The following is a 26148-nucleotide window of genomic DNA, read 5'->3' on the forward strand; positions in this document are numbered from 1 at the left end:
GTCGAGATGAAATTTAAATAAAGTTGATTTTCAATGCATAATCACTTCGACTCCGCTCAGTGACCGTATTCCTTTTTTGATTTTTGGACACCCTCATTGATTAGTAAACGGTATTACTCCATACCCATCTTTAACTCTGCGGTAATCTTATGGTTTTCTTTTTAAACCTTCTATCTAACCAAAAGGCAATCCCCCAAATTCTTAAATTGTTATAAACCTCCACAAACTGTCCCCCTTCGCCAAGGGGGGAAATCCGTTAGGTCATTGGATATTGCGCTATGGCGCATGGGGTAATGAGTTCGATTTAAATTAAAAAGGAAAATCCTCTTCAACAGGAGCTGTTGTTTGCTCTTCTTCTTGCGGCTTTTCAGCGGCCTGATGAACAGCATTACCTTCAACATAAATGGCTTTAAAAGGCGCATCCAAAGGACAAGGATGTTCACAGGCACCACAACCGATACAAATATCCTGGTTAACTTCAGGAATTAACAGGTTACCTTCATAAGGCACCATGTTAACCGCTTTTGTAGGGCAATGCTCTGAACATGCTCCACAATCGGTACCATCGGTATACACCACACAATTTTCTTTTACAAAAACGGCTTTACCCAACTGCGTTAGCTGCTTTTCTTCAATTTCAATTGGCAAAATAGCACCTGTTGGACATACCTGTCCACAACCTCGACAATCGAAGTTACAATAACCACCATCCACATAATCCATATGTGGCTGCATAAAGCCTTTAAGTCCATATTGTGATACTGCCGGCTGCAGCACTTGCGTAGGGCAAGCCGCTATACATAAACCACAAGCTGTGCATATTTCATTAAAGCGTTTAATACTGATGGCTCCCGGAGGAGCGACCGGATGTTCTTTTTCATTCACTAAGAGCTTTGATGTATCCTTTGCCCCAGGCTTTGTTTCTGCTAATATTTTCTGACCAACCAACAAAGCTACTCCGGTTGCAATGGCACTGCGGCGACCAGTATCATTGCTTTCGGGCTGGCCTTGTGGCTTTTTCGATGTCAGCTTAAGAGCCGAATCGTTACATACTGCCACACAGTTAAAACAATCGACACAGCGCGAATAATCAACCGAGAAGTTTTTAATATCGATGCACTCACTTTTACATTCACCGATGCACTTTCCACATTTGGTGCAATTCGACTCATCAAATTGTATTTTCAGGAATGATATTTTTGAAAATAAACCAAGGAAAGTACCCACCGGACAAATGGTATTACAAAACAAACGACCACGCTTATAGGACATGTAAGCAATCGTCATTAAAACAGCTGCTGTAAACAACAATATAAACCAGGGCGCTGACACCAACTTAACCGGGCTTAATGTATAAACATCAACTTTGTGCAACAGCATAGATAAACCGTTGTTGGCAGCCACCACAACAGGGCGAACCAGATAGGTTATTATACGCCCAAAGTTACTGTAGGGATCAAGCAGAGTAACTATAGTTGAGAACGATAACAGAATACCCAACACCGTTAATCCCAATAAAGTATAGCGTAAAATAGGATAAGCTTTTTTCTTCTTGTAAAAGAATTTTCTTGACGAACGCTTTTTCGCTATCCAGGCAAATACATCTTGTAATATACCCAGAGGACAAATGGCACTGCAATACAATCGCCCCATAAAAGCTGTGAGCGCTATCACAATTATAAAGCCCACAGATCCAATAGCCAGTGTGCTGATAAATTTCATCAATGATGGCATAAACTGCAGGAACAAGGTTTCGTGTACTGTTTCGTTGGCATAGTTCTCATAAATATCCAGAAACAGTGAAATAGTGAGTATAAAAAACAAGAGTGAAAAAATCACCCTTGTCTTTTTCAAATGCTTATAATTCATATCCTATATGATTCAATCTGGTAAATTATTGAAATCTTTTATTGTGCGGCCAGCGGCACTACTTATGCCATTTTTTGCTTGCTAATGCTTAACTCTTCCAAATTCATATTACCCAACTTCATGTCGTGAGCAATCTTAATATGCCCGATTTCAGAAGGTTGAAGACCAAACATTTTGGTAGCAGCTGCATCAGCCGCCACAATATCAGATGAGGCAATCATGGCTTTTAAGTTAGTAACATCAGCCACCGACACGCCACGAGGCCCGTTTTTGGTCATCATGTTATAACCATCAATAATATTTAAATCGGGTTTTTTAAACGTACAGAAATCAGCAATACATTGGTGCAGGTCGTTCGAGTGGTAGAAACGACGATCCCAAACCACTCCCATCAGGTTTTTCATAGCTAATGAAATGCGTGTACTACTGTGGTGTTTCATCACCGGCACATTAATAAACACATCCGACTCCAGTACCAGTTGATGTACTTTGGCTTTCTTTAAACTAACGCCATTAGGTATCTCCACTTCTTTATAAAACGACTCGGTATTACCCGGCACCATCTTACCGCCTTCAGCTTTAACAGCCTCTTCTATTCCACTATTGCGGTAACAGCGATCCCATTTGTTACAGGTATTATCAAACACATATACTTCAGAAGCGCCTGCCTCCTTACACCGTTTTACAATGCGGGCTACTACCTCCGGATTAGTATTAGCTGCTCTCTCTGGTGGTGCATCCCACCCAATATTTGGCTTCACCAATACCTTTTGTCCGCTCTTCACATATTTACTCATTCCACCAATGGCTTCAATGGCACGGTCAAACATATCAGCACCATTACCTCCACGTACAGCCGCCAAATCATATTCCGATGTTGCCGGCATTCCATTAACACTCTCTAAACCTCCAAATAATGGTAAAGCTCCGCTCAACAGCGTGGCTCCTACGCCTGTTCGTAAAAAATCTCTTCTCTTCATAATATGTGATTTATCCGTTACTACCTAAGATGTTTCCCACTTATACCAACTCATTCAGGTATTGCGAGTCAATTTAAGCACTTGAAAAGTACTAAAAAATAAAGAATGAGGCGTTGGTTCTCAGCAATTTAAAGTGGATATAAATAAAGACTAAGTTAGGCTTTGTAGTTCCGAACCAGATATGCCAGTCGATGTATTATTTGAAATAAGCAAATAGATGGGTTGTAACATTCGCTTTGGCTGAGGCTTCGAATTCATGGGTTATTGCAATATCTAGATTCTTCTCAAAACATATTATTCGTCAAAATTGAATCGCTAAAAAAAGGGAGTTTATCGGTAAAAACACCTGATACATCTATTATACTTTTCAAGCATAAGCCCTTAATGTAATTTCATTCTTGAAATGATATAATGATATGAAACGACTACAATTAATATTGCTGGCTGTCATTGTTAATATTAACCTACTTTTCGGCCAGGATTCCACACAGGTCCACTCGTGGACATTGGAGCAATGCATCGACTATGCACTGTCGCAAAACATTCAGGTGCGCCAGACTATGCTGACCAACCTATCGAACAAATACAACATTGAACAAGCTAAAGGCCAACAACTGCCTTCATTAAATGCATCGGTTAGCTACAATGTATCGTGGCAAAACACGGAAGATGCCACAACCGGTGAGAGTGAGTTCAGCAATTCGCAAAACAATAACTACGGTGTTAACTCCAATGTGACGCTTTATAACTATGGCCGACTTAATAACCTGATTAAGCAGGCTAAACTGGACATGGAAGCGGGTGTTTATAACTCAGAGGCTGTTAAGGAAACCGTCACATTGAACATTCTGGATGCCTATCTGCAAGTCATCTTTTACACCGAAAATGTAGATAATTCGCAGCAGCAACTTAACGCAACCGAAGAACAAGCCAACTTCGCGCAGGAGCGCTTAACATCGGGGTTGATTTCACGTTCAGATTACTTGCAGGTAAAATCGCAGATGGCCACCGAGAAGCTGAACCTCATCAATGCGCAAAGCCAATTGGCCATTGCCAAAGTGAACCTGATGCAGATGATGCTGCTTCCGGTAACACCTGATTTTGAAATCACTTATCCGAAGCTAAATGAAGAAGTAAACCAACAACTAAGTCCCAACCCGGCAGAAGTATATGCCATATCGGCACAAATACGTCCGGCTTTGAAAAATGCTGAACTGCAAAAGGAGAGTGCGGCACTAAACGAGAAAATATCGAAGGCATCATACTTCCCAACCTTATCGGCCAACGCCGGCTTATCAACCGGTTATTACAATACTTTGGATCAAACCTATGCTAATCAGCTCAACGACCGATTTACACCCAATGTGGGTCTAACCTTATCCATTCCTATCTTTCAGAATAAACAGGTAAAGACGAATGTGGCCAAAGCCCGCATTAACTACCAGAGCGCGGAACTGCAGGAGCAGGACACGCAGAATAACCTCCGAATGAATATTGAACAGATATGTGTGGATGTGCGCATCTCGCAATTGGAATACGAAGCAAGTCTGGAGCAGTACCAGGCCAATGAAGAATCCTACAGTCTGGCCGAAGAAAAATACAAAAACGGATTGATGAATTCGGTTGATTTCATATTCGAAAAGAACAATATGACGCAAGCTGAAAGCAGCTTCCTGCAGTCGAAGTACAAGCTTCTGTTCAACTATAAAATACTAGATTTTTACATGGGCCAGGCCATTACATTATAAGCTTCAACAACAAGAAAAAAATATTGATCATATGAAACGAAAGACAATTATCATAATCGCACTGGTTCTTATCGCATCAAGTTCCGCCTTTTTGCTGTTTAAACCTGAAACCATCTCACCTGATCAGATTGACATTGAAACAGGAATTGTAAAAAAGGGAACCATCAGCAGCACCGTTACGGCAACCGGAACACTTGAAGCCATTACTACTGTTGAAGTAGGTACACAGGTATCTGGCATCATCGAAGAAATATTTGTTGATTTTAACTCCTATGTAAAGGAAGGTCAACTGATGGCCAAACTGGATACCACCAACCTGGCGGCAGCTGTAGAGCAAACACAGGCATCGGTTGACAATGCCAAGGCCGAACTGGAGTACCAGCAAGCCAATTACGAGCGACTGGCGCCTTTGTTCAAAAAAGAACTGATTTCGCAAGCCGACTACGACCAAACGGTTTATAACCTTAATAAAGCAAAAGCCAGCTACAAAAGCGCCGTGGCGCAGCACAAAAGGAATTTGATCAACCTGGATTTTGCACTTATCTATTCGCCCATTAACGGCATTGTATTAAACCGCGCGGTGGAAGCAGGTCAAACGGTTCAGGCCAGTTTTAACACGCCAACACTGTTTACCATTGCCAACGACCTGACACAAATGCGTGTGGAAGCCAATGTGGATGAAGCCGATATAGGCTTGGTAAAAAAAGGCCATCGTGTGGAATTTACAGTGGATGCTTATCCTAACGAGGTATTTGAAGGCGAAGTTACGGAAGTACGCCTGGAGCCAACGGTGACCAATAATGTGGTGACTTACACCATTATTATTTCTGCACCAAACCCCGATTACAAGCTGATGCCGGGTATGACCGCCGAAACCAACATTTTTGTAGTCGAGAAAAAGGACATTCTGCTAGCACCTAGTAAAGCCGCTCGTTTCAATCCCGACCCTCAATTATTAATGAGCTATATGCAAGATTCGGCCAGGCCCGAAATGCCTGATGGAGCACCAAAAGACGATTTTCCTCCAATGGATGCACCAGCACAGGACAACAATAAAATGATTTGGGTGAAACGCGATGCCATTCTTCAGCCCGTGCCGGTTAAGCTAGGCATGGATGATGATATTAATGTAGAAGTGCTGGATGGTTTACAGGAAGGCGATGTGGTTATTTTAAAGATGGAACAGAAAAACGCCAATAAAGAAGTTCAGGCGAGCGGCGGTAACCCATTTATGCCAAAACCACCTCAACGCAAAAAATAGTAAACACTAAAGCTGATAGCTAGTAGCTATCAGCTTTTTGGACTACTGGCTAAAAACCAACAAACTATTACACTACGATTATGCAAAAAACCATAATAGAAGTCAAAGACCTGAAAAAAGATTACCATGTTGGAGAGGTGACAGTGCATGCGCTTCGTAAAATCAACATGCAAATCAAGGAAGGTGATTTTGCGGCCATCATGGGCACCAGTGGTTCGGGCAAATCAACTATGCTCAACATCTTAGGTTGTCTTGATAAGCCAACCGATGGCACTTATTTGCTCGATGGCGTTAACATGGCTGAGATGAACAAAAAACAACTGGCCCAGCTACGTAATACCAAACTGGGTTTTATATTTCAGTCGTATAACCTGCTGCCGCGCACAACAGCCCTCGAAAATGTGGAGTTGCCCTTGTATTACAATTCAAAAGTAAAGTCCAAAGAGCGCCGCGAACGAGCCATGCATGCCCTGGAGCAGGTGGGACTGGCCGACCGTTATCATCACATGCCCAATCAGCTGTCGGGTGGCCAGCAGCAACGCGTGGCGATTGCCCGCTCACTGGTGAACGACCCGGTTATTATCCTGGCCGATGAGGCTACCGGTAACCTCGATACCAGAACATCCTATGAGATAATGGAACTCTTTCAAAAGCTGAATGACGACGGCAAAACCATCGCTTTTGTAACGCACGAGGAAGATATTGCCCGGTTTATGAAACGCAATATCGTTTTCAGAGATGGATTGATAAAAACAGAGATGACGGTGGACAAGCGACACAATGCTACGCAGCTGATTGCAGAGCTGCCTGTGGAAACAGATATTGACTTTTAAACAACAGGTAATGAACTATATAAATCTGACTAAAATAGCCATCAACGCCCTGAACCGCAATAAATTCAGAGCCGTATTAACCATGTTGGGCATCATCATAGGTGTGGGCTCTGTCATTGGTATGCTTTCCATTGGAGAAGGTTCAAAACAGAGCATCCAAAGCGAAATATCACAGATGGGCTCCAACATGATATTTGCGATGCCTGGTTCAATGCGGCGTGGTGGTGTGATGATGGGCAATTCCAACGCTAAATCATTAACACTAAAAGATGTGGCAGCCCTGCGCAAACAAGCCAGGAACCTGAGTATGATATCGCCCCAGGTGTCAACAAGCGGACAAGCCATCAGGGGTAACAAAAACTGGCCAACCACTATCTATGGTGTCAATGGCGAATACCTGGACATTCGAAAATATGAACTGGAAGATGGGCGTATTTTTACCGAGCAGGAAATCAATAGTCTGAGTAAGGTATGTATTGTTGGCCAAACGGTTGTTGAAAACATCTTTGGCACTGAAGTCGACCCCGTTGGACAAACTATTCGCTATTCAGGCATTCCGCTCAAAGTTATTGGCGTGTTGAAAGAAAAAGGGCAAAACGGTATGGGCATGGACCAGGATGACCTCATACTGGCACCTTACACCTCTGTTCAGCGTCGTCTGCTGGCCATTACACACATACAAGCCATCTACGCATCGGCCATTAGCGAAGATAGCTCTGATGCGGCTATTGAAGAGATTGAAACCATAATAAGAAGTCAGCACAAATTAAAAGATGGTACAGATGATGATTTTGAGGTGCGTTCGCAAGCCGAAATGGTTTCGATGTTTACCTCCGTCAGTAATAACATGACGATGCTATTGGGTGCTATCGCCGGCATCTCCTTATTAGTAGGCGGCATCGGCATTATGAACATCATGTTTGTATCCGTTACCGAACGCACCAAAGAGATTGGTTTGCGCATGTCGGTAGGCGGCTGTGGCACCGATATATTAATGCAGTTCCTGATTGAAGCAGTCATTTTAAGTATCATTGGTGGCATCATTGGTATCCTGTTTGGTTTACTGGTTTCGGCGCTAGCCACCAATGTGCTCAGCCTGCCGTTTATTATCATGGAAAATGCAATTTTATTGTCGTTCCTTGTCTGCTCGGCCATCGGCGTATTCTTTGGCTGGTACCCGGCACGCAAGGCAGCCAATCTGAATCCGATTGATGCCATACGTCATGAGTAATTTATAATAATTCATTATTTTAGACCAAAAGCATTTTTGTAGATGATGAAACTGTCAAAAAACCGTTCTTTAACGTTTACCCTACATGTATTAGCCTGGCTGGTATTGGTTATTTTACCACAGCTTATTATCAACCGATACTGGGGCAATCAGAATTTTATTGCCTGGGGCTTTTATCTGAATGCGGCAATTTACGGTGTCATCTTCTACATTAATTACCTGCTTTTGGTGCCTGAATTGTTTTTCAAAAAACGTAAAATCGTTTATTTCCTCGGTGCCATCACAACCATTGCCGTGTTCTACGTGGTGATGTATTACCTGAACGAATGGTTTCTACACGACCCCGAAAAGGAACGCAAATTTGCAGAGGCCATGGACCGTCTGGCGAAAGAAAACATCTTGCCCAAACCGCCTTTACGCCAGCTTCAGGTTTATTATTACATCTTGACATCGACCATAGTGAGCAGCTTTGCCTTTGGGCTAAAGGTGATAGAAAAACATGTGGCCTCGGAGAAGAAGCAAAAGGAACTGGAAAAAGAAAAGCTGAACTCCGAATTAGCCTTTTTGAAAAACCAGGTGAGTCCTCACTTCTTTTTTAACACGCTGAACAATATCTACGCACTGATCGGCATTAGTGCACCCGAAGGTCAGAAATCGGTATTAAAACTATCGAAACTGATGCGTTACCTGCTGTACGATTCAGAAAACGGGCTAACCGAACTGAAACAGGAAGTGGTCTTCCTGAATCATTACATCGACTTGATGCGCCTGCGTGTTTCGCCTAAGGTGGAATTTAAGATTGACTTGCCCGAGGAGCATCTGACGGTTGAAATACCGCCGTTGCTGTTTATTCCGTTTATCGAAAATGCGTTTAAGCACGGCATCAGTTATCGCGAGAATTCATTTATCCATATAAAAATGGAAGTGGATAATAAGGTGCTTCAATTTAGCTGTGTTAACAGTATCAGCAAAACACCTGAAACCAAGTTAACGGAGAAACACTCAGGCATCGGACTGGAGAATGTCAGAAAACGCCTGCAATTGTTGTATCCTGATAAACACCGCCTAACGATAGACAATACCAACACTGAATTTAAGGTGGAATTGAGCATCGAACTAAACGAATCGTTATGATCAGAACCATTGCTATAGATGACGAGCCGCTTGCCCTGCAGCTGCTATCGGGCTATATCGAAAAAACACCCTTCCTGGAGTTAGCCGGCAGCTTCGACAATCCCATTGATGCCATGGAATTTCTGAATCAGAACGAAGCCGATTTGATGTTTGTTGATATTCAAATGCCCGACCTCACAGGCATTGAGTTTGCACGCATCCTGGCTAATCCACCTAAATTAATTTTCACCACGGCCTTTGAAAAATATGCCTTAGAAGGTTTTAAGCTGGAAGCCATTGATTACCTGCTAAAACCATTTGGCTACGATGAGTTTCTAAAAGCTGCGCAAAAAGCGCAAAAGCTCATCCATTATGAGCAACAGGAAACCATTGAAAGCAATAATGCCTTTCTGTTCCTGAAATCGGACTATAAGATTCGTCGCATCAATTTTAACGACATCTTATACATCGAAGGCTTAAAAGACTATGTGAAAGTGTTTCTTCAGCACCAGGACAAACCCATTCTATCGCTTCACTCCTTAAAATCGATGGAGGCGAAGTTACCGGCAGAGAAGTTTATGCGCGTGCATCGTTCCTTTATTGTCAACCTGGATAAGATTGACACCATCGACCGCAGCCGCATTGTGTTTGGCAAAGAATATATCCCGGTGAGCGAGCAATACAAGAAGGCATTTAAAGACTTTCTGGACAAGAATTTTATCTAGGCACTTCATCCATTATCTGCTATTGTAGCCTCCCCTGAAAATATTTCTCCGCCCGGGAGGACAAGACGATTGAAGCGGAAATCAACAAAGCTAATCTGCACGACCATAATACTACGCACGCTGCTATGCGCTATTTGTGGCGTGTTGGCATTCGTTATTTATAGCAGTCGTCGTTAATTTCTTTTACTTTTTCCCTCATATTCTTTTTGTAATTTATTTATCCAATTTTCACTGAAGTCATTGTTAATGAACCTGCCACGGGTTCATCATTAAAAATGTCTATTTCATCCTTTTTATCCTGAAGGGCAAGGCTGTAAAGCAAGGGCAGATAATGTTCGGGAGTGGGTATCGATAATTTAAAAGGCCTACCTTGTTTTGAGTAATTTATTAAAGCCTCGTGATTACCGTTCAAAATGAATTGCTTCATTTTTTCATTAGCTTCAATCGCCCAATCGTATCCATAATTGTCATTCAATTTTTGCCAATTCACCTTTCTCAGGTTGTGCACCAAATTGCCACTACCTACAATCAAAACGCCTTTGTTTCGCAATTCTGAAAGCTCCATAGCCAGTTGATAATGTTGCTTTGGAGTTTTGTTGTAGTCAAGACTCATTTGTATGACAGGTATATTTGCCTTAGGATACATGTGCCTGATTACAGACCATGCTCCATGGTCTAGCCCCCACTTCTCATCCAAAATAATATTCGTACCACTCGCCATATTTTTAATCTCATTCGCCAATTTTGGTAACCCTGGTGCCGGATATTGAATTTCGTACAGTTCTTTTGGGAATCCTCCAAAATCATGGATGGTTTGTGGACTTTCCATGGCCGTCACCTGTGTGCCTTGTGTTTCCCAATGCGCAGAAATAACCACGATAGCCTTTGGTGTTTCAATTTCGGAAGATACTTTTCTAAAACCTTGAACGAATTCATTTTCAGAAATTGCATTCATTGGGCTACCATGACCAAGAAAAAGTACAGGCATTTTTGGTGTATCTTCCCAATTCTCCAGTATTGTGTTTAATGCATTTAATTTCATTACTCCTAATGTTGCTGGCAGTGCCATTGTTAATGTTTTTAGAAATACCTTCCTATTCATTTTTATGCAGTTTTATAATCTGGCATTTTTAATGCTTTTCATATCGCAACACTTTTAATTGCTAATAATTAATGTTTACAATACAAAAGTAGGTCGTAGAGAGTGCTCAAACACTTGACCTATGGTAAGAAATAAAACTGATGTATGTTAAGGCAACAGCTCTTAGAGTAACTGAATTACACCTGTCTTCTAATCCTGCTGAGGCTTTCAGGAGTAATGCCCAGGTATGAGGCTATATGAACGAGTGGTACTCGTTGAAATATCTCCGGGTGTTCTTTAAGCATCTCATTGTACCTGTCTATGGCCGTTTCCCACATGGTTGCACTTAACCTGTTTAGTGCATTTATATATGCTTTTTGAAAAAGAATACGGAAATACCTTTCAAGGTTGGGTATTTCAACAAATAATTGCTCCAAACGGTCAACCGAAATGCGTAGCAGATTTGAATCTTCTAATGCTTCTATAGTGTATTTGGAATTTTGCCGCGTAAAATAACTGTCAATATCTCCAATCCAATTGTTATCCATTCGTATTTGGTATACATGCTCTGCACCTTTAGAATCAATGTAAGATGAGCGCAGACAACCGGTGGTAATAAAATACAAATAGTTACAAACCTGTCCTGAGACTAAAAGGTCTTTCCTTTTCTTTATTGATATGGGTTCAAAAGCAGATAGAATTTTAGCTTCATCCGCTTCTGATATACTGGTCCATTTATTTATGTAGTACAATAATTTGTTATCCTCTGGCATCTTTTATTTTCTTATTCATTGAAGCAAATTTATTTGAAAGTACGAAATTATAAACTTACGCCTAACGGATTGGCCGCATGGCGCTGTAGCAGATTTACGTTGACATTGTCCTTCCGAGAGGACGAGACCAGCGAGGCGAGAATTGGAGCGAAGCGGAAATCAGCGAAGCTAATCTGCACGACCAAAATACCACCAACTCTGCTATGCGCTATGGCGGCGTAGGCTTTGTTTTTTATTTGTACCTATATCTTGTTGTGTTTTTGTCTCCAATTTTCTCAATTATTTTATTGTCTACAGCAAACTTTAAATCTCTGCTAGCAGTAGCTGAAGATATTTCTCTAAAATTTTTTAAATATTCCTTACGAGTAAAATAGTCGTTCTTTATAATTGACTTAAAAAGGTTTAACCTGTCAGTATTTGTTAAACTCACATTTTGAATATTTAGTAAATCCTCTAGTGATTCAAGTATTATATTAAGCATGAACTCAATAAATACTGTTGATTCTCCACTGTTATCAGACTTTCCAAGCGATTCATAATATTGTTCTTGTTGTTCTTTTATTAAAGACTCTATTGGAAGATATTCAAATACTGGATAAGCGTCCTTTAAAATCAACGTCTGCCATAACCTTCCCATTCTTCCATTTCCGTCTATGAAAGGATGAATAAATTCCATCTCATAATGAAATACACAGCTTTTGATTAAAACTAAGTCATCGTCATTTTTTACATAGTCAAATAGGTCAAGCATTAAAGGCTTAAGCATTTCACTAGAAGGAGCAACATGAGCAACTTCCTCTCCTTTAACAATTCCAACCGATTTATTTCTGAGTTTACCTGCTGAGTCTATAAGTCCATTCATTAGTATACCATGCGCTTCACAAAATGAATCAAAACTATATGGGTCCAATTTGTCAATGTATTCATAAACTTCGATGGCATTTTTTACTTCAAGAATATCTTTTTTGGGACCAACTACACGTTTGTTCTCCACAATTGCAGTAATTTGCTCAAGTGTCAAAGTATTTCCTTCAATTTCAAGAGATGAGTGGATTGTCTTAATCCTATTTTTCTTTCTTAATTCTGTTGGTGGCTTGTTTAAATGAGCTGAATTAACTTCTCCAATCTTTTCTGAAATCGTAGCAACTAATTTTAATATCTTTCCTGTTATGCTATATGGCGGTTTCATAATATGCTCTTTTTGATAGTATCATTTGATAGTATCAAAAATAGCTAATTTAAAGCTTTCAGCAAGTTTTAGTAGTTTGGGTTCAAATAAAGCCTAACGGTGAGTATAAGAAACGCAAGTGATTTCGAAGCTCTTACCTGTCAATATGTACTGAGCCAAATTTGCGTTTTGACACAAAATTAAAATATTAAACCAACCAAATTACTCTACCTCCCTTATGCACTATTGCGGTTTGTAACCCGTGTTTTTCTTTACGTTTACTATAAGAGAAACCAAAAATCAATTATCAGTTTACCGTCCTTACACCACCTTGTCCAGCCATCGTTGGGTTTAATAGTATCATTAACTAAGGATTCTCGTTTTATTTTTATCCAGTCAGTTTTTATTTCGGTTGCTGATATTGCAAACAATTCATTTGCATTACTTGCTTCATAAATTTTAAATTCTGACGAATCGATAGGCAAATCATAAAATTTTAGATTGTGTTCAGATATCGAAACGTATTGGTCCGATAATAGAAATTCTGTCCAAGTGTAAAATTTAAAGTTTGTATTTGATTTTGAAATCAGCTTTGTTTTATATGAGCGTGTTTCTATTAAATAATTGTCTTTGTCTATGTTGCTTTTAATGATTAACAGGCCATAATCTGGTTTGTAAGCAAATAAGTCAAAGTGTGATGTTACTGAATCTAGTTTATTATAGTAATCTTGTGATTCTTCTTGCTCAAAATCAAATGATTCAAACATTGAATTGTCTTCATTTTTAATAATCCACTTTCCAGTAGTATAATTCTCAAGGACAATAAGCCCAATGGAACCATCGACAACTAAACTATCGTCTTTTTGCTTAATTTTCTCTGCCTCAGATTTGTTGTGTTCAATGTTGGTATGTTTAATGATAGAGTCAGTCTTTACTTCTTGCGAGGCTAAGTGCACGCTTCTGTTTGAATCATTTTTCAAATTGCATGAACTAACCAAAATTAAAGACAAGAGAATTATAAGTTTATTCATTGTTGCAGTTTGGTTTACATGGGTTACAACTATTCAATATAAAGCCCTATGCTTTATATCTACCTTATGGCCGTAGCTTACTAAATCGTATTACGTTTTAATATATAGTATATTTTCTTTTTGCGGCACACATCATAAACATAGTAAAAATTTACGGATTAGCACATTAACTACTGCTTGATAAAATAATGTGTCTAATACGTTTGCAGAGGTACCAGCAGCATCCGGTATATTTTTGAGCTTACCCACTGGTTGATTCACTAATACAAGTTCTTATGACTGAGCTTTATTTCGTATACCGTAGCACGACTCCACATTGTCATTTATCAATAGTTTCACTGCGTTAATCAGATAAATTGAGCCATTCAACAAAGAATGAGCTCCAACATGATACTCGTCATGTTAACTTAATGTTAAATACTATTAGCTTTAATATGAAAATATTGAGAGGTAAACCGCCGGCTGGTCATCAACCTTGCAAGATTGGCATCGGGCATTGGAAGAGGAGGCCGGCGGAGCTTTGCAATATAGGATTTAAAACAATTATTTTAATGAGTTTTAAACAAGATTTCGAAAACTGGCAAGAACCAATTGAGGCCATGCCCTTAGAAGCTGTTAAACTACCCGACATGCCGGTTGATACGGCTGCCGCTGCTGCTGAAACACTATGTGTGGAAGCTGAGAAAGATAAAGATGAATTGGTGAAGGCCGGATTAGACTGGACCTTTGTTGAGGATCTGCAGAGCCTGCCTGGTGCTTTACGTTACACCCAAGCTGAATGGATGAGCGAATACCGTGCCCGCCAGGAGGCACAAAAAGAATGGCTCGACAAATCACCAGAGGCCTATGAGCTTAGAAATGAATTATTACATCATTTTAGTTTTGCCTACCGCCATCAGCCAGATGTAAAAAAGAAAGTGATGCGAATACGCGAAGGCAGTGGTCATGCCGATATGCTGCAGGATTTGATGGACTTAGCTGTTTTGGCAGAGAAATACCCGCAACCATTAGCTGTTATTAATTACAATACTGAACTAAACACCAAAGCCAGAACACTATCGCACAATATGGCAGAATTACTGGCTAATGCTAACGGCTCAAAAGACGAAAGCAGTGCCATCAAAATACGCCGCGACAAAGTTTACACGCTGTTGAGCGAACGTGTCAGTGCTATTCGCGAAGTAGGGCAATATGTATTTTGGCGTAACCCTGATCGCAAAGCTAAATATGTAAACGACTATAAGTAAAAAAATCCAAACCCCTTGATTTTACTATCCCGCGGAAGTTTTGACCAGCTCCCGCGGGATATTTTTATACCCTCGTGTCAATTTTCGAAGTCCTCGTGTGCTAATGACCCGTTCCCGTGTCATTTTGCACAGCCCTCGTGCATTTTTTCCGCCATTTCGTGCCATATGAAGCAGCTCCCGGCTCATATTTTAATGTTCCGGTGAAATTTCATGCGCTTCTGGTGTCATTTGCTTCGCCTTCGGGCTACAACTCTACCTTTTACCTTTAGTATTGTTTAATAACCTGAATTCGACGTAAAATTTTAAACTCAGGTTAATATCATTATTGTCCGGTTAATTGAAGAAAATCTAAAAGATGCAACTCCTCTGGAGTTGTTAATCATACTAATAAACAGATTTATAAATATTTATCCCCTATGAGGATAAGCTATCAACTTCAGAGAAGTTGAACCTCTGTAGAATATAAAAATAAGCCTCTTAATCACAACTCCAGCGGAGTTGCATATAAACAATGGCATACATTGAAAAATATAATTATTAACCGGACACCAATGGTTTTAATAATTAATAATAAAGAGTAGCTTAAAAAGGAGGAGAGTGAAGTAAACCCATCCACATCGCCACACCTGCGGCATGGCACTTCCCCTTGCTTTCAAAAGCAAAGGGAAGAATTATTGACAGTTTAATATACACCTGAATATTGCTATCGCCTCAGAAATTTAAATCGAACTCAGTACCCCATGCGCCATAGCGCAATATTCAATGACCTAACGGATTGAGAGTGTCCAAAAACCAAACTAGTCTTTATTTGAAATTACGAATTGCAACTTGAGCATATTGAAATCCCCATCCCACCGCCTTTGGCGGTGTACTTCCCCTTGCTCTCAAGAGCAAAGGGAAGAGTTGATTTACATTTTGCTTACAAATCGTAAGTTTTTAGCTCTGATGATTTTGTTTTTGGACACTCTCCAGTTTGTGGAGGGTTATAACAATTTAAGAATTAGGGGGATTGCCTATTAGTTAGATAGAAGGTTACAACAAGCTAATGGGCATATACCGATTAGCTCAAAAAAAGCACCATGCTATAAATTAATAGCATGGTGCATTGTTAATTCCAAAAAATAGCGTGTCTTGTTATTTTGTTTCCGGCAAAAATATAACGTCTAAAACATCAGCTTTTTTAAGGAATTTATTAGCCGCTTTCTGAATATCTTTTGTTGTCACGTTATTAATGACATTATCAAAGTAATCGGCCGACATTCTGTTTTCACCCGTTTCGTAAAACTTAGTCAATACAGATAACCAGTAATTATTATTCATCAGAGCTTTGCGGTTATTCTTTTTCATATTCAGAACCACCTTATCTAAATCTGACTGAAGTACTGTTTTCCGAACTTCCGTTAGCTCTTTATAGACCAACTCTTTTAAATAATCTGCCTTAGCCGGATCGCAATCAAACTGTATGTTTAATCCCAGTTTCATTTCAGGAATACGTGAGCCGGTAGGGCGTACCTTGACACCATAGGTTCCGCCCTCCTTTTCACGAATGTTTTCGGTAAAGCGAAGGTTAAGAATGGAACCCAATATATTGTGGTAAATAGTTGTTTCTCTCGAATAATTGGCATCAGAACTCATCTTTATAACAACTGTAGCTTTAGGCTCAGTCATAGGCAAATAAATGCGGTGTTCATTTTTTCCTTTGGGAAAATAGTCACCATGATCGACCCACTTTTCAACTTTACCAGTTGTATTAATGGCACCGATATATTCCTCCACCAATGGCTTAAGTGATTCAGCCTCCACATCGCCAATAATGAAAAATGTGAAATCTGCCGCGTTAGATAGACGTTCAAAATAGATCTCTTTCATTCGTTCGAAATTAATCTGATCCAAAAACGCTTTGTCAAACTTTAAGATGCGTGGGTTGCCGTTAGCGGACAAAGTTCCCAATGTATCCCTCATGATGGATTTTGCCGTTTTAGCTTCGTTTTCAACGTTGTAATAATTGCGTTCCATTAATTTATCAAAAGCCAGGCGATCAAAACGCGGCTCCTCAAAACGCATAAATACTAACTGAAACATGGTTTCCAAATCCTGCACCATCGAATTGGCAGCAATGGATTCGTTGTAAACACCAATCTGATAACTACAGGCCGCTGTTTTACCGGCTGTTATTTTCTTAAACTGGCTTGGGTTATAGGCTCCAATACCGAAACCCGACACAAAAGCAGATGCGGCTTTGAACGAAGGCAAATCGTTAGTATCATATAATGAACTACCACCTTTACTGATCGCTTTTAGTATAACCTTTTTAGAGTTATTCTTCACTTGTTTAAAGACTACTTTTGCGCCATTTGACAGTGTCCACTCTTGTGCTCCAAACTCCTCAATATCCTTTTCTTCTACTATTTCACCAGGAACGGGCGTCACACTCATCAATGGTGCATCCGTTGGTGTCATATCAACATATGGCTGAATGGTGCTATTCTCCACCTCATCCATAATGGCCTCAATCTCCTCCTGGCTAATAAAAGCTTTACCTTCTTTCTCAGGACCAATTACGACATACGATCGGTTGATATCAGTTAGATACCTGGATGCAACAGCCGATACTTCCTCAACCGTTATACCTGGTATCATCTCTTTCCCAAACTGGTATTTGAATTTGGCATCCGCGATAATGGCATCTTCCAGGTATGCTCTTTTTATCGCCTTACAATAAGCGTCAGAGTTAATGCTGTTACGTTTATGGTAGCTATTTTTAAGGGCAACCAGTGTATTGGCTTTTAAACGCTCCAGTTCTGATTCAGTGAAACCATGTTGCACCACACGCTGTAGCTCGGTGTAAGCCCCTTTAAATGCCTCTGTTTCTTCTCCTACATTCGCTGACACATAAAAATTAAAAGCTTTATAACCTCTTTCCAGCGCACCATAACTGGCGCCAGCATTAAGAAAAGGAGCTTTAGCACTCAGTAAGAGCTCTTTGTAGCGGGCCTTCATTAAAGCATTAAAGAAGCGGTTGATGTAGGATTCGCGCAGTCCTTCAAGCGTATTATCCTGTGTGCTTTTATGCCTTATTTTCAGATTGATATTAACGTTTTTATATTCTTTTTCGCTGATATGAACGCACATTGCCTCCTGGTTATCAGGAATAACAACCGCTCCTCTTTCTTTTGGATTCTCAATGGCTGGTATAGCCGAAAACAACTCTATAACACGTTGCTCAATGGCGTCCACATCAATGTCGCCTACAATGGCAATGGCCTGCAAATCTGTTCTATACCATTCATGATAAAAATTTCGAAGCTCCTCTGGATCGAAGTTTTGAATCACATCCAATTCCCCTATCACATCACGATAAGCATAGATACTACCATTATAAATCGTTGGTGCCATCTTATTCTGCACTCTGAAAGCTGCTGTTCTTCGTGTGCGCCATTCCTCTGATATCACACCTCTTTCAGCATCAATCTCTTTCTCCTCAAGCGACAGCTCATCACACCAATCGCGCAGAATCAGGAGACATGAGTCTACCAACCCGGCACGTTGACTGGGCACACGACTAATGTTATACACCGTTTCATTTTTTGTAGTGTATGCATTAACATCCTTGCCAAATTTTACGCCGTTGTGTTCCAGCATGTTCAACATGGATTTTCCTGGAAACGTGTTTGTACCATTAAAAGCCATATGCTCCAGAAAGTGCGCTAATCCATCCTGCTGTTCCGTTTCAAGCGAAGCTCCCACATTCTGATAAATATAAAAACTGGCTAAACCTTTAGGACTTAAGTTGCGCTTCAAATAATACGTTAAACCATTGGGCAATACACCTTTTCTTATTGTAGTATCAAAAGGTACGGGTTGAGATAAGTCAGCGAATTGTTGCGCAAACGCTGCGGTACTAATGAGAATAGCCCCCATTAGTAATATAAAAACTCTTTGCATGTTGTTTGTTTTTGTTGAATATCCGGTTTAGTCGAACAGATAGCTACAATCATCCGAAATAAAAGCCTACACAATTCTGTATTCATCAATTACTTCGGACAACTGCATGCTTCACTTTACAGTTACATTCCCAACGTCAATTCTTTGGCTTGTCTCATTAACTGTAGCTGATATTCGAGATTTGTCTTCTTTTTATAGTTAAAAGGAGCATTCTCGATAGCCACTTCTTTTAATGCAATAGCCTTGTCTCTTTTTCCTTGTTTATAAAGTATGTCAGCCTCCAGGTTATTCACTTCCCAGTATTCAGGAATAAGCTTATCACAATATTTTATCCAGCTTTTTAAGTGCCTGAAATCCTCTTTTGTATTACAATGTGACCAATACACACGGCTAACTTTAACAATTTCTTCAACCTTATTGGTGGCAATTTTCCCTTGCTTCAGCAATCGAATCTTAAAGTCATGATAGGCTCCAGACTGCTCTTTATTATATTCTAAGTATTTATTGTATAAATTCACATCTTCTTGCTTGATCTGCTTCAATGATTTTTCACCAATTATACCATCAATATAAGCTTCCGCAGCCCTTTTATAAGCGTCGTATTCCTTGGCAATCCTCAAATACTCCATCTCATAAAAGCTTAATTTCCCTCTTTTAGCTGGCCCAATGTTTTTCTCTTTACAATGATCAATATAACGCCTCATCAATACGGGATCGTTCGTACTATAGGCTCGGTTCAGTGTAGCATTAATAATAAAGCCTTCAATTCGTTCTAATCTTATTTTATTTTGCCTTGATACAATCGTTAAGTAATGATCGTAGTTGGCTCTTAAAACCGTCTCAGCTTTGCTACCCAGATAGATTTGGTTGGTATGTTTCAATAAAATATCGATCATCTCTGCACTGGATTCCTCCAGCTCCGTTTGCACCGTTAGCCAGGCATCAAGTACATCTATCGGATTCATATTATACTCGACCAGCCTGTTGTAGTAGCTCTTTAAGAACGCTTCGTCATCTTGCTTTTCCGGAAAGAGCTGCTGCATATCTTCAAGCGACATTTTATCTTTTGTAGCCTCAAGTGCTAATTTTGAAAAGGGAATCATCCCTCCACTCTTTTTCATGGTAGACCCGGTTCCCCTGTACACTAATTTAGAATCACCATCTACAAATAACAAGGTTGGATAACGATGTACGGCAAAAAGAGCTGCTGCTTGTTTCCCTTCTTTTTCGGCATCCAGTTTAAGGTTGATAAAATGCTTATTATAGAACTTCCCAATTTCAGGATCCATAAACGGTCCTTTGGCTAATTGTTTACACGGCCCACACCAGGCCGTGTAAAAATCGATAAAGATGAGTTTATTCTGTTGTTTGGCTAACACCAGGGCTTCTTCGAAAGAAATATGCTGAAAATCGATTCCCTGAGCATGCGCCTTGCCTGCCACTATTGAAGCAAGAAGAAGTACTCCTGCTATAAATCTCTTTAAATACATAATCGCCTTCACTTATTTTAGGATGATTTGCTTATTCGCTTTCATCAAGGCTAAATCAGCCTTTATTCCATCTTCATTCTTGCTTTCTGATTCTACAGCAGCCTGATAAGCTTCTTCCATTATTTTAATCGCCTCTTCTTTGTTATCACCATATAGATACAACACTGAAGCATATTGACTCATAATTTTTGAATCACCTGGAATAATGTCATAAGCCACCTTCATCCATCGTGTTACGGTTTCCTTATCTTCTTTTGTATTGGCAAATTGGGCATAACTATATACCATAGAGGAGATTTCCTGACTTCGTCGCATAGAAAACGGTTTTTGAGATAGTGCACGTCTATCGCCCTCTTTACACCTTATTTGCCATTCGAGATAATAGCTGCGTAGTTCATCTACATCAATCGAACTGATGTAAGCCTCATTATCATCATGCACCATAGCCTTGTATTTTTCACCTTGTCCGGTTTGCAAATAGAAGAAAGTATAGGTTCTTTTTCGTTGCTGTTCATCGACCTTAACTCCTGCCTCACCAGCACGACTCAATACTAACTCCAGCATTACGGTATCTTTTTTAGCTACAGCATAATTGGTTGATGTCTCCACCATCTTACGAGGTAACTTCTGAAATATTTCACGAATATCTTTTCTTACATAAAGTTTCCAGGCATCGGAACCATAGTTGCGCTGAATAATTTCATCGGCTTTACCACCGTAGATAATTTGTTCATTATGATTGGCTAATAATTCAACCATTTCCTTACTTGATTCAGAAATGTTTGTCTGAATCTTCAGGTACTGCTCCAACACATCGGTATAACCAGTGGAGTTACTTTCTTTTAATTTGTTGAGATATAAACGAACAAACTGCTCATCCTCATACTCCTGTGTGTACCGTTGCGCTAACGCTGCTATATTGTTGCTATTGCTGTTATTAACACGAGCTGTCTCCAGGTTTTCCAGAAAACGCTCAGTTGGCATTGAACCAGAAAAGCGGTAGATAACATTGTCATCTCCATCCACAATGACATAACCAGGCAAGCCACTAATGCCATATTTTCGTTTTATTGTGGGACCTTCACCTCGCTCCACATCCACCTTAATGGCGACAAAGTGTTCATCAAAGTATTTCCCAACCTCTTCTTCAAGAAAAACTGTTTTTGCCATTTTTTTACAAGGGCCACACCACACCGCATAACCGTCGATGAACAACAGTTTGTTCTCTTTTTTGGCTTTTGCTAATGCTTCATTAAAAGTACCATGCTCAAAATGGATGCCTTGTGCCATTAATAGAACAGGCAATGCCATTAGTGTTAATATGCTATATATTTTTTTCATCTTCTTTATTTTATTGATTGATAGACTTTATCAGTACTGAATAAGCAGGTTATTATTAGTTCTGATCGCGCTTCATTTTATCAAGTTGATTCTGTACGGTTGCCCTGTTTCTGTCGTTCTTCGATAGTTTGGATAAAGCAGCTTCCTTATACTTGATGGCTTCTTTTAATTTGCCTTGCTTTTGAAGCACTGAGGCTCTAAGGTTATCCATTTGGTAATCGCCAGCTATTAGTTGCGAACCATAGTCAATCCATTTATACAAGCGCTTGTATTCTTTTGACTTCTCACAATGACTTAAATAATAGTTTGCGGTTTTTACAATGGCTTTCTGCTGGCTTCTGGCCTCTTTACCTTGCTCAAATCTTTTAAGTGTGGCATTGCCTATAATACTTGGCGCATACTTGGTAGCCTTGTAATCTTCATAAGTTGCCTTATCTTCTAACCTGATTTGTTCTAATGACTTGGCCGAAATTAGGCTATCCAAATAGGCTTCAGCCATCTTTTTAAAAGCAGAATAATCTTTGGCTAATAACAAATACTCCATTTCGTAATCCGTTAAATTACCAGCTTTCATCTGCCCCCCTAACCTATTTATTTTCTCAGGCAGTTGCTTCCAGCTTGTAATAAACAAGCGCATCGTTTCGGGACTCTTAGTTTTATACGCATAATTTTGAGTATTAGTAGCCAAATTGTACTTAAAATTCTCAAGTACCTGCTCTTCTGCTTTTGTAGCAATATCCCAATATTCATCATAGTTCTCTTGTAAGATTTGCTCAGCCTTACCTCCTAATAATAAGTATTTTCTATGCTTCATCAAAAACTCCATCATGTCCACATCAGCTTCTTTGATTTCAGTTTGTACTTTCAACCAGGCCTCAATCCCTTCCACCGGACTGGCACCATATTCAATCATTTTCTGATAATACAACTTCAGAAATTTTTCATCATCTTGTTTTGATGGAAATTGTTCCTTTAAATTCTCCAGGCTCAACTCATTGTTGACTGAATTTAAGGCTTCCTGGCCTAATTGAATTAAGCTGGCTACATCACGCAAACCAGTTGTTTTGTAAACCATATTACCTTTAGCATTAACAAACATCAGGGTAGGATATGCTTTAACGCCGTACTTTCTGGCTGCCTTGCCTCCCTCTTTCTCAGCATTGAGCTTAAGGCTAATAAAGTTCTGGTTGTAATAGTCGCCTAACTCTTTATCAAGAAAAGGACCTTTTGCCAGTGCTTTACATGGAGCGCACCAGTCGGTATAAAAATCAATAAAAATGAGTTTATCTTGCTTTTGGGCCTCTTGCAATGCCTCCTCATATGATATGTGCTGAAAATCTATCCCTTGCGACACTGCCACACTTCCCGTAAATAAGAATAGAAAAAATGCTAATCCAATATTTCTCATACTATTTAATTATTAGTTGTTTTAAGTTATTCTATACATTCGTAATTGCTCGTTCTGCAATAGTTTTACTCATTCGAACAGAGAGGCTTATGGTATATTTACAAATTAAATAAAGCTGACTGTATATCTTGGTTAACACTCTCCCAATCAAGGTTAATTAAGGTTAATGCATGCATCTGTTTTAGACGATCATTTTTTTTGCATTGGTTGTCGTAGGATGACAAAGTGATTATTCATATTAACAACTCTTGTCATCATGTTTTGCATATCCCTTTTTGATATACTGTCTATTAATCTTTGGAGCCTGTCGGGGGCGAATGCCTCACCATATTTAAGCTTCCACTCCAGCCATCGGTTTTCTATTTGGTCCTCTTCATAAAATGACATGACATAAAGGCTTTGCATCATGGCTTTTATTTTGCTTACTTCCTCATTACTAATGATTCCCTTACTAATTGGGCTTAAAACCTCATCAGTCATAATCTTTCTCGACTTATCAACATTAACGGGATCTAACATATAGCGCAAGCTTAATGAGTAAAATGCTGCCGGACTGGTTTGGATTTCAGCCGTTTTTCCCAATGCATAGACTAAGCCGTGCTTATCTTTGATTATTTCCAACATCTTAACCAAAGCATATTGAGAGACGGCTTCCAGAATGAGTTCATCTTTTAGCGTTAATTCCTTATTTGACGAACCCGTAAACAAATACTCTACTTTTTCCAGGTCACTATTCCATTTAACGGCTTTTGTTTCAACATTTTTAGCTAAGACATTTGGAATGGTATAATCCGCTCTTTTTACTTCAGAAGGTGTTATTGAAGCGATATAATGTGTTACCAATTCTTCGGCATTATCCGGTAACATGCCACTAATGTAAATTATTGAGTTGTGTAAGTTATTACTCAATGCCTTATAATACTCAAATTGGCGTTCGGCTATGTTATCCAGAACCGTAGTATCAGGATGTGATGCAAGCCATTGAACGCTCTTTTGATTTTTAAACTTTGTGCCTTCGTCACTTTTAGATGGCATATTGGCATACAAAGCTATTATCCTTCTTACACTCTCATTACCTGGACAAAGCGGCTTTGTTAACATGAGATTAAAAATCTGAAGCATTGATTCAAAATTATCAGAGCCACCTTTAAGTGTCATTTCAAATCCAAAGTTGGATGCACCTATTTTTTTAAATATCCCAAGACTATTTTCCAGGGAGCGAGCCTGCTTCGAATCATAAGTCCCATATCCTTCAAGGTAATTGGAGATTGTTGTTTTGAAATAGGCTCTATCTTTTTCCGGCACACAGTTAAGGCCGTCTTTCCCCAATACTTTAACAATTGATTTTTCCTGTATTGTGTGGTGAAGGATCACATCAATGCCCTTTTCGAAACGTAATAAATCAAGGTTTTCAGCTAATGACACTTTTTCTATCAGCCTTCCCGGCTTGCCTGGTTCTACCTCAATTTTGGCTATCACCGGCTTATTATTACGTGGTGCAGGCGCTCTAAATTGATAGGCCTCAGTTGATACATTCTTTAAATCAGCCAATTTCGTGAGAATATACTCTTTATTAAAGTCAGGTGCACAGGCGTTGCTATTACCATCATACAACACCGTTTTATGCAAACTCAGCATCTGTTCCAGGGTTGCTGAAAAATCGGCAGGTGTTAGCGTAGGAAGTATTTTTGAGACAAGCTGGTAATAATCTTTACCTGATTGAGGCGTATCCCCCATAAGAAAGTGCCTCATAACCTGCTCAACACCTATGTGCTCATCCTTCATCTTCTTCTGATACCAATGTAATACTTCATTGGCATAGTAATTAATTTCATCCGTTGAAAAGCCATGTTGTTGTGCCTGTGCCAATACGTAACAAAAATCAGCAAGTATATCTTTGTATTCTGCACTATTAGAGTTGTGCATTCTAAAATTATAAATCATATTGCCCGAGATGATACTGCCCATATTAACAGATGCTCGACTGATGGATGAGCCCCTTTTGTCAAGGCGTTTTTTCATCATTCGGCAGAATAAATTATTAATAAGCGATTGCTTTAAGCCGGCATAAGTATCCTCTACAACAGGATTTGTTTTGTAGGCAATGGCCAAAACCATATTGCGTTTGTTTACAACACCTCCGCTGACAACAGTGTGATGATTAACATCTATATACTGATTAACATTTCCATCGGTTTGGGGAATAGAACCAAAAATTTGCTTTATTAGTTTTACTGTTTTCTTCTCATCCATTCGCCCGTAAACTATCAGTGCCAGTTGTTGAGGGATATAATTATCTTTATAAAACGCATGCAATTGCTCAACGGTAACAGCTTTAATGGCTTCTTTGGTTCCTAAAACAGTATGTCCTTCCATGGATGTGCCACTTAATAAAGGTGATGCAGTGGTTCCTCCACGATTAATTTCTTCAATAATTATTTTCTTTTCATTCTCTTGTACCTCAGTATCCATAGCCAGGTTAAACATCCAGTCTTTGAGAATGAGCAATGACTTTTTTAGGTACCCAAAATTATTTTCGGGTATGGTCATAAAATACTCTGTTTTAGATGGAGAGGTATAGGCATTGTAATCAATTGCCGGACGCATACCCATGTTCTCCAATTCTTTAACGCTTGTAGTGCCCGGGAAATTCTTACTACCATTGAACATGGTATGTTCGAGCATATGCGTAAAGCCTAATTGTTCAGGGCGTTCTACCAACCCTCCAGTTTTCGACAGCATCATTATCTTTACTTTTCCGGGGTCGCCTTTGGGTAACAGGTAATACGTAAGCCCATTATCAAGTGTGCCCACTTTAATATTATCGGGCATAGATAAAGGCTGGGCCGCTGCATAAAATGATATTGACAGACACCAGAATACAAATAGTAATTTATAGCTAGA

The 26148-nt window shown here is 39.6% G+C and carries 18 protein-coding genes; 7 read left to right on the forward strand and 11 right to left on the reverse strand.

The features are described 5' to 3' along the window. Nucleotides 1-309 precede the first annotated feature (309 nt). Both J1N10_RS07605 and J1N10_RS07610 read right to left on the reverse strand, forming a co-directional pair. On the reverse strand, nucleotides 310-1869 hold the full coding sequence (locus J1N10_RS07605; protein WP_262326095.1) for a 4Fe-4S dicluster domain-containing protein: 1560 nt from the start codon (nucleotides 1867-1869) through the stop codon (nucleotides 310-312). A gap of 62 nt (nucleotides 1870-1931) precedes the next feature. Then, nucleotides 1932-2849, reverse strand: a complete 918-nt coding sequence (locus J1N10_RS07610) for a DUF362 domain-containing protein (RefSeq protein WP_262326096.1) — start codon at nucleotides 2847-2849, stop codon at nucleotides 1932-1934. Between the two features lie 416 nt (nucleotides 2850-3265). On the opposite strand from J1N10_RS07610, the gene J1N10_RS07615 reads away from it, so the two are divergent. The 6 genes from J1N10_RS07615 to J1N10_RS07640 all read left to right on the forward strand — a co-directional run bounded on the left by J1N10_RS07615 (nucleotide 3266) and on the right by J1N10_RS07640 (nucleotide 9760). After that, complete coding sequence (locus J1N10_RS07615; RefSeq protein WP_262326097.1) at nucleotides 3266-4597, forward strand: TolC family protein; 1332 nt, start codon at nucleotides 3266-3268, stop codon at nucleotides 4595-4597. Between the two features lie 31 nt (nucleotides 4598-4628). Further along, nucleotides 4629-5858: an efflux RND transporter periplasmic adaptor subunit gene (locus J1N10_RS07620; RefSeq protein ID WP_262326098.1), complete on the forward strand. Its 1230-nt coding sequence runs from the start codon at nucleotides 4629-4631 to the stop codon at nucleotides 5856-5858. An 80-nt stretch (nucleotides 5859-5938) separates the two neighbouring features. Continuing rightward, nucleotides 5939-6691, forward strand: coding sequence for an ABC transporter ATP-binding protein (locus tag J1N10_RS07625; RefSeq protein WP_316044919.1), 753 nt, complete (start codon nucleotides 5939-5941; stop codon nucleotides 6689-6691). 10 nt (nucleotides 6692-6701) lie between these two features. Then, nucleotides 6702-7922, forward strand: a complete 1221-nt coding sequence (locus J1N10_RS07630) for an ABC transporter permease (protein WP_262326099.1) — start codon at nucleotides 6702-6704, stop codon at nucleotides 7920-7922. A 42-nt stretch (nucleotides 7923-7964) separates the two neighbouring features. After that, nucleotides 7965-9056 carry a sensor histidine kinase gene (locus tag J1N10_RS07635; RefSeq protein WP_262326100.1) on the forward strand — a complete coding sequence of 364 codons (1092 nt, stop codon included), beginning with the start codon at nucleotides 7965-7967 and terminating at the stop codon, nucleotides 9054-9056. After that, nucleotides 9053-9760, forward strand: coding sequence for a LytR/AlgR family response regulator transcription factor (locus J1N10_RS07640; RefSeq protein WP_262326101.1), 708 nt, complete (start codon nucleotides 9053-9055; stop codon nucleotides 9758-9760). The genes J1N10_RS07635 and J1N10_RS07640 overlap by 4 nt, the downstream gene beginning before the upstream one ends. Nucleotides 9761-9977: 217 nt before the next feature. Here J1N10_RS07640 and ygiD read toward each other — a convergent pair whose 3' ends face one another. The 4 genes from ygiD to J1N10_RS07660 form a co-directional block, all read right to left on the reverse strand. Next, on the reverse strand, nucleotides 9978-10862 hold the full coding sequence (ygiD, locus tag J1N10_RS07645) for a 4,5-DOPA-extradiol-dioxygenase (RefSeq protein ID WP_262326102.1): 885 nt from the start codon (nucleotides 10860-10862) through the stop codon (nucleotides 9978-9980). A 176-nt stretch (nucleotides 10863-11038) separates the two neighbouring features. After that, nucleotides 11039-11614 (reverse strand): Crp/Fnr family transcriptional regulator, encoded by a 576-nt coding sequence (locus J1N10_RS07650; protein ID WP_262326103.1) that lies wholly within the window; start codon nucleotides 11612-11614, stop codon nucleotides 11039-11041. 232 nt (nucleotides 11615-11846) lie between these two features. After that, nucleotides 11847-12803: a Fic family protein gene (locus tag J1N10_RS07655; protein ID WP_262326104.1), complete on the reverse strand. Its 957-nt coding sequence runs from the start codon at nucleotides 12801-12803 to the stop codon at nucleotides 11847-11849. A gap of 260 nt (nucleotides 12804-13063) precedes the next feature. After that, a complete protein-coding gene (locus tag J1N10_RS07660; RefSeq protein ID WP_262326105.1) occupies nucleotides 13064-13813 on the reverse strand; it encodes a hypothetical protein in 750 nt (249 codons plus the stop codon). Nucleotides 13814-14364: 551 nt separating this feature from the next. Between J1N10_RS07660 and J1N10_RS07665 the strand changes: the two genes are divergently transcribed. After that, on the forward strand, nucleotides 14365-15060 hold the full coding sequence (locus J1N10_RS07665; RefSeq protein ID WP_262326106.1) for a hypothetical protein: 696 nt from the start codon (nucleotides 14365-14367) through the stop codon (nucleotides 15058-15060). Between the two features lie 1134 nt (nucleotides 15061-16194). Here the strand turns inward: J1N10_RS07665 and J1N10_RS07670 are convergent. The 5 genes from J1N10_RS07670 to J1N10_RS07690 all read right to left on the reverse strand — a co-directional run bounded on the left by J1N10_RS07670 (nucleotide 16195) and on the right by J1N10_RS07690 (nucleotide 26076). Further along, nucleotides 16195-19005, reverse strand: a complete 2811-nt coding sequence (locus J1N10_RS07670; RefSeq protein ID WP_262326107.1) for a M16 family metallopeptidase — start codon at nucleotides 19003-19005, stop codon at nucleotides 16195-16197. A gap of 122 nt (nucleotides 19006-19127) precedes the next feature. Next, nucleotides 19128-20495: a thioredoxin family protein gene (locus J1N10_RS07675; RefSeq protein ID WP_262326108.1), complete on the reverse strand. Its 1368-nt coding sequence runs from the start codon at nucleotides 20493-20495 to the stop codon at nucleotides 19128-19130. 12 nt (nucleotides 20496-20507) lie between these two features. Continuing rightward, entirely contained in the window at nucleotides 20508-21836 is a 1329-nt protein-coding gene (locus J1N10_RS07680) for a thioredoxin family protein (protein ID WP_262326109.1), read from the reverse strand. A gap of 55 nt (nucleotides 21837-21891) precedes the next feature. Further along, on the reverse strand, nucleotides 21892-23244 hold the full coding sequence (locus J1N10_RS07685) for a thioredoxin family protein (RefSeq protein ID WP_262326110.1): 1353 nt from the start codon (nucleotides 23242-23244) through the stop codon (nucleotides 21892-21894). Nucleotides 23245-23433: 189 nt separating this feature from the next. Then, nucleotides 23434-26076, reverse strand: coding sequence for a M16 family metallopeptidase (locus tag J1N10_RS07690; protein ID WP_262326111.1), 2643 nt, complete (start codon nucleotides 26074-26076; stop codon nucleotides 23434-23436). Nucleotides 26077-26148 lie beyond the last annotated feature (72 nt).

The sequence above is a fragment of the Carboxylicivirga litoralis genome, from assembly GCF_025499605.1.
Lineage (GTDB): Bacteria > Bacteroidota > Bacteroidia > Bacteroidales > Marinilabiliaceae > Carboxylicivirga > Carboxylicivirga litoralis.

Coding starts and splice junctions, on each gene's coding strand:
- J1N10_RS07605 (WP_262326095.1), bottom strand. CDS start 1,869: ATGAATTATAAGCATTTGAAAAAGACAAGGGTGATTTTTTCACTCTTG.
- J1N10_RS07680 (WP_262326109.1), bottom strand. CDS start 21,836: ATGAAAAAAATATATAGCATATTAACACTAATGGCATTGCCTGTTCTA.
- J1N10_RS07640 (WP_262326101.1), top strand. CDS start 9,053: ATGATCAGAACCATTGCTATAGATGACGAGCCGCTTGCCCTGCAGCTG.
- J1N10_RS07660 (WP_262326105.1), bottom strand. CDS start 13,813: ATGAATAAACTTATAATTCTCTTGTCTTTAATTTTGGTTAGTTCATGC.
- J1N10_RS07670 (WP_262326107.1), bottom strand. CDS start 19,005: ATGCAAAGAGTTTTTATATTACTAATGGGGGCTATTCTCATTAGTACC.
- J1N10_RS07655 (WP_262326104.1), bottom strand. CDS start 12,803: ATGAAACCGCCATATAGCATAACAGGAAAGATATTAAAATTAGTTGCT.
- J1N10_RS07650 (WP_262326103.1), bottom strand. CDS start 11,614: ATGCCAGAGGATAACAAATTATTGTACTACATAAATAAATGGACCAGT.
- J1N10_RS07635 (WP_262326100.1), top strand. CDS start 7,965: ATGATGAAACTGTCAAAAAACCGTTCTTTAACGTTTACCCTACATGTA.
- J1N10_RS07610 (WP_262326096.1), bottom strand. CDS start 2,849: ATGAAGAGAAGAGATTTTTTACGAACAGGCGTAGGAGCCACGCTGTTG.
- ygiD (WP_262326102.1), bottom strand. CDS start 10,862: ATGAATAGGAAGGTATTTCTAAAAACATTAACAATGGCACTGCCAGCA.
- J1N10_RS07615 (WP_262326097.1), top strand. CDS start 3,266: ATGAAACGACTACAATTAATATTGCTGGCTGTCATTGTTAATATTAAC.
- J1N10_RS07620 (WP_262326098.1), top strand. CDS start 4,629: ATGAAACGAAAGACAATTATCATAATCGCACTGGTTCTTATCGCATCA.
- J1N10_RS07690 (WP_262326111.1), bottom strand. CDS start 26,076: ATGCCCGATAATATTAAAGTGGGCACACTTGATAATGGGCTTACGTAT.
- J1N10_RS07665 (WP_262326106.1), top strand. CDS start 14,365: ATGAGTTTTAAACAAGATTTCGAAAACTGGCAAGAACCAATTGAGGCC.
- J1N10_RS07675 (WP_262326108.1), bottom strand. CDS start 20,495: ATGTATTTAAAGAGATTTATAGCAGGAGTACTTCTTCTTGCTTCAATA.
- J1N10_RS07685 (WP_262326110.1), bottom strand. CDS start 23,244: ATGAGAAATATTGGATTAGCATTTTTTCTATTCTTATTTACGGGAAGT.
- J1N10_RS07630 (WP_262326099.1), top strand. CDS start 6,702: ATGAACTATATAAATCTGACTAAAATAGCCATCAACGCCCTGAACCGC.
- J1N10_RS07625 (WP_316044919.1), top strand. CDS start 5,939: ATGCAAAAAACCATAATAGAAGTCAAAGACCTGAAAAAAGATTACCAT.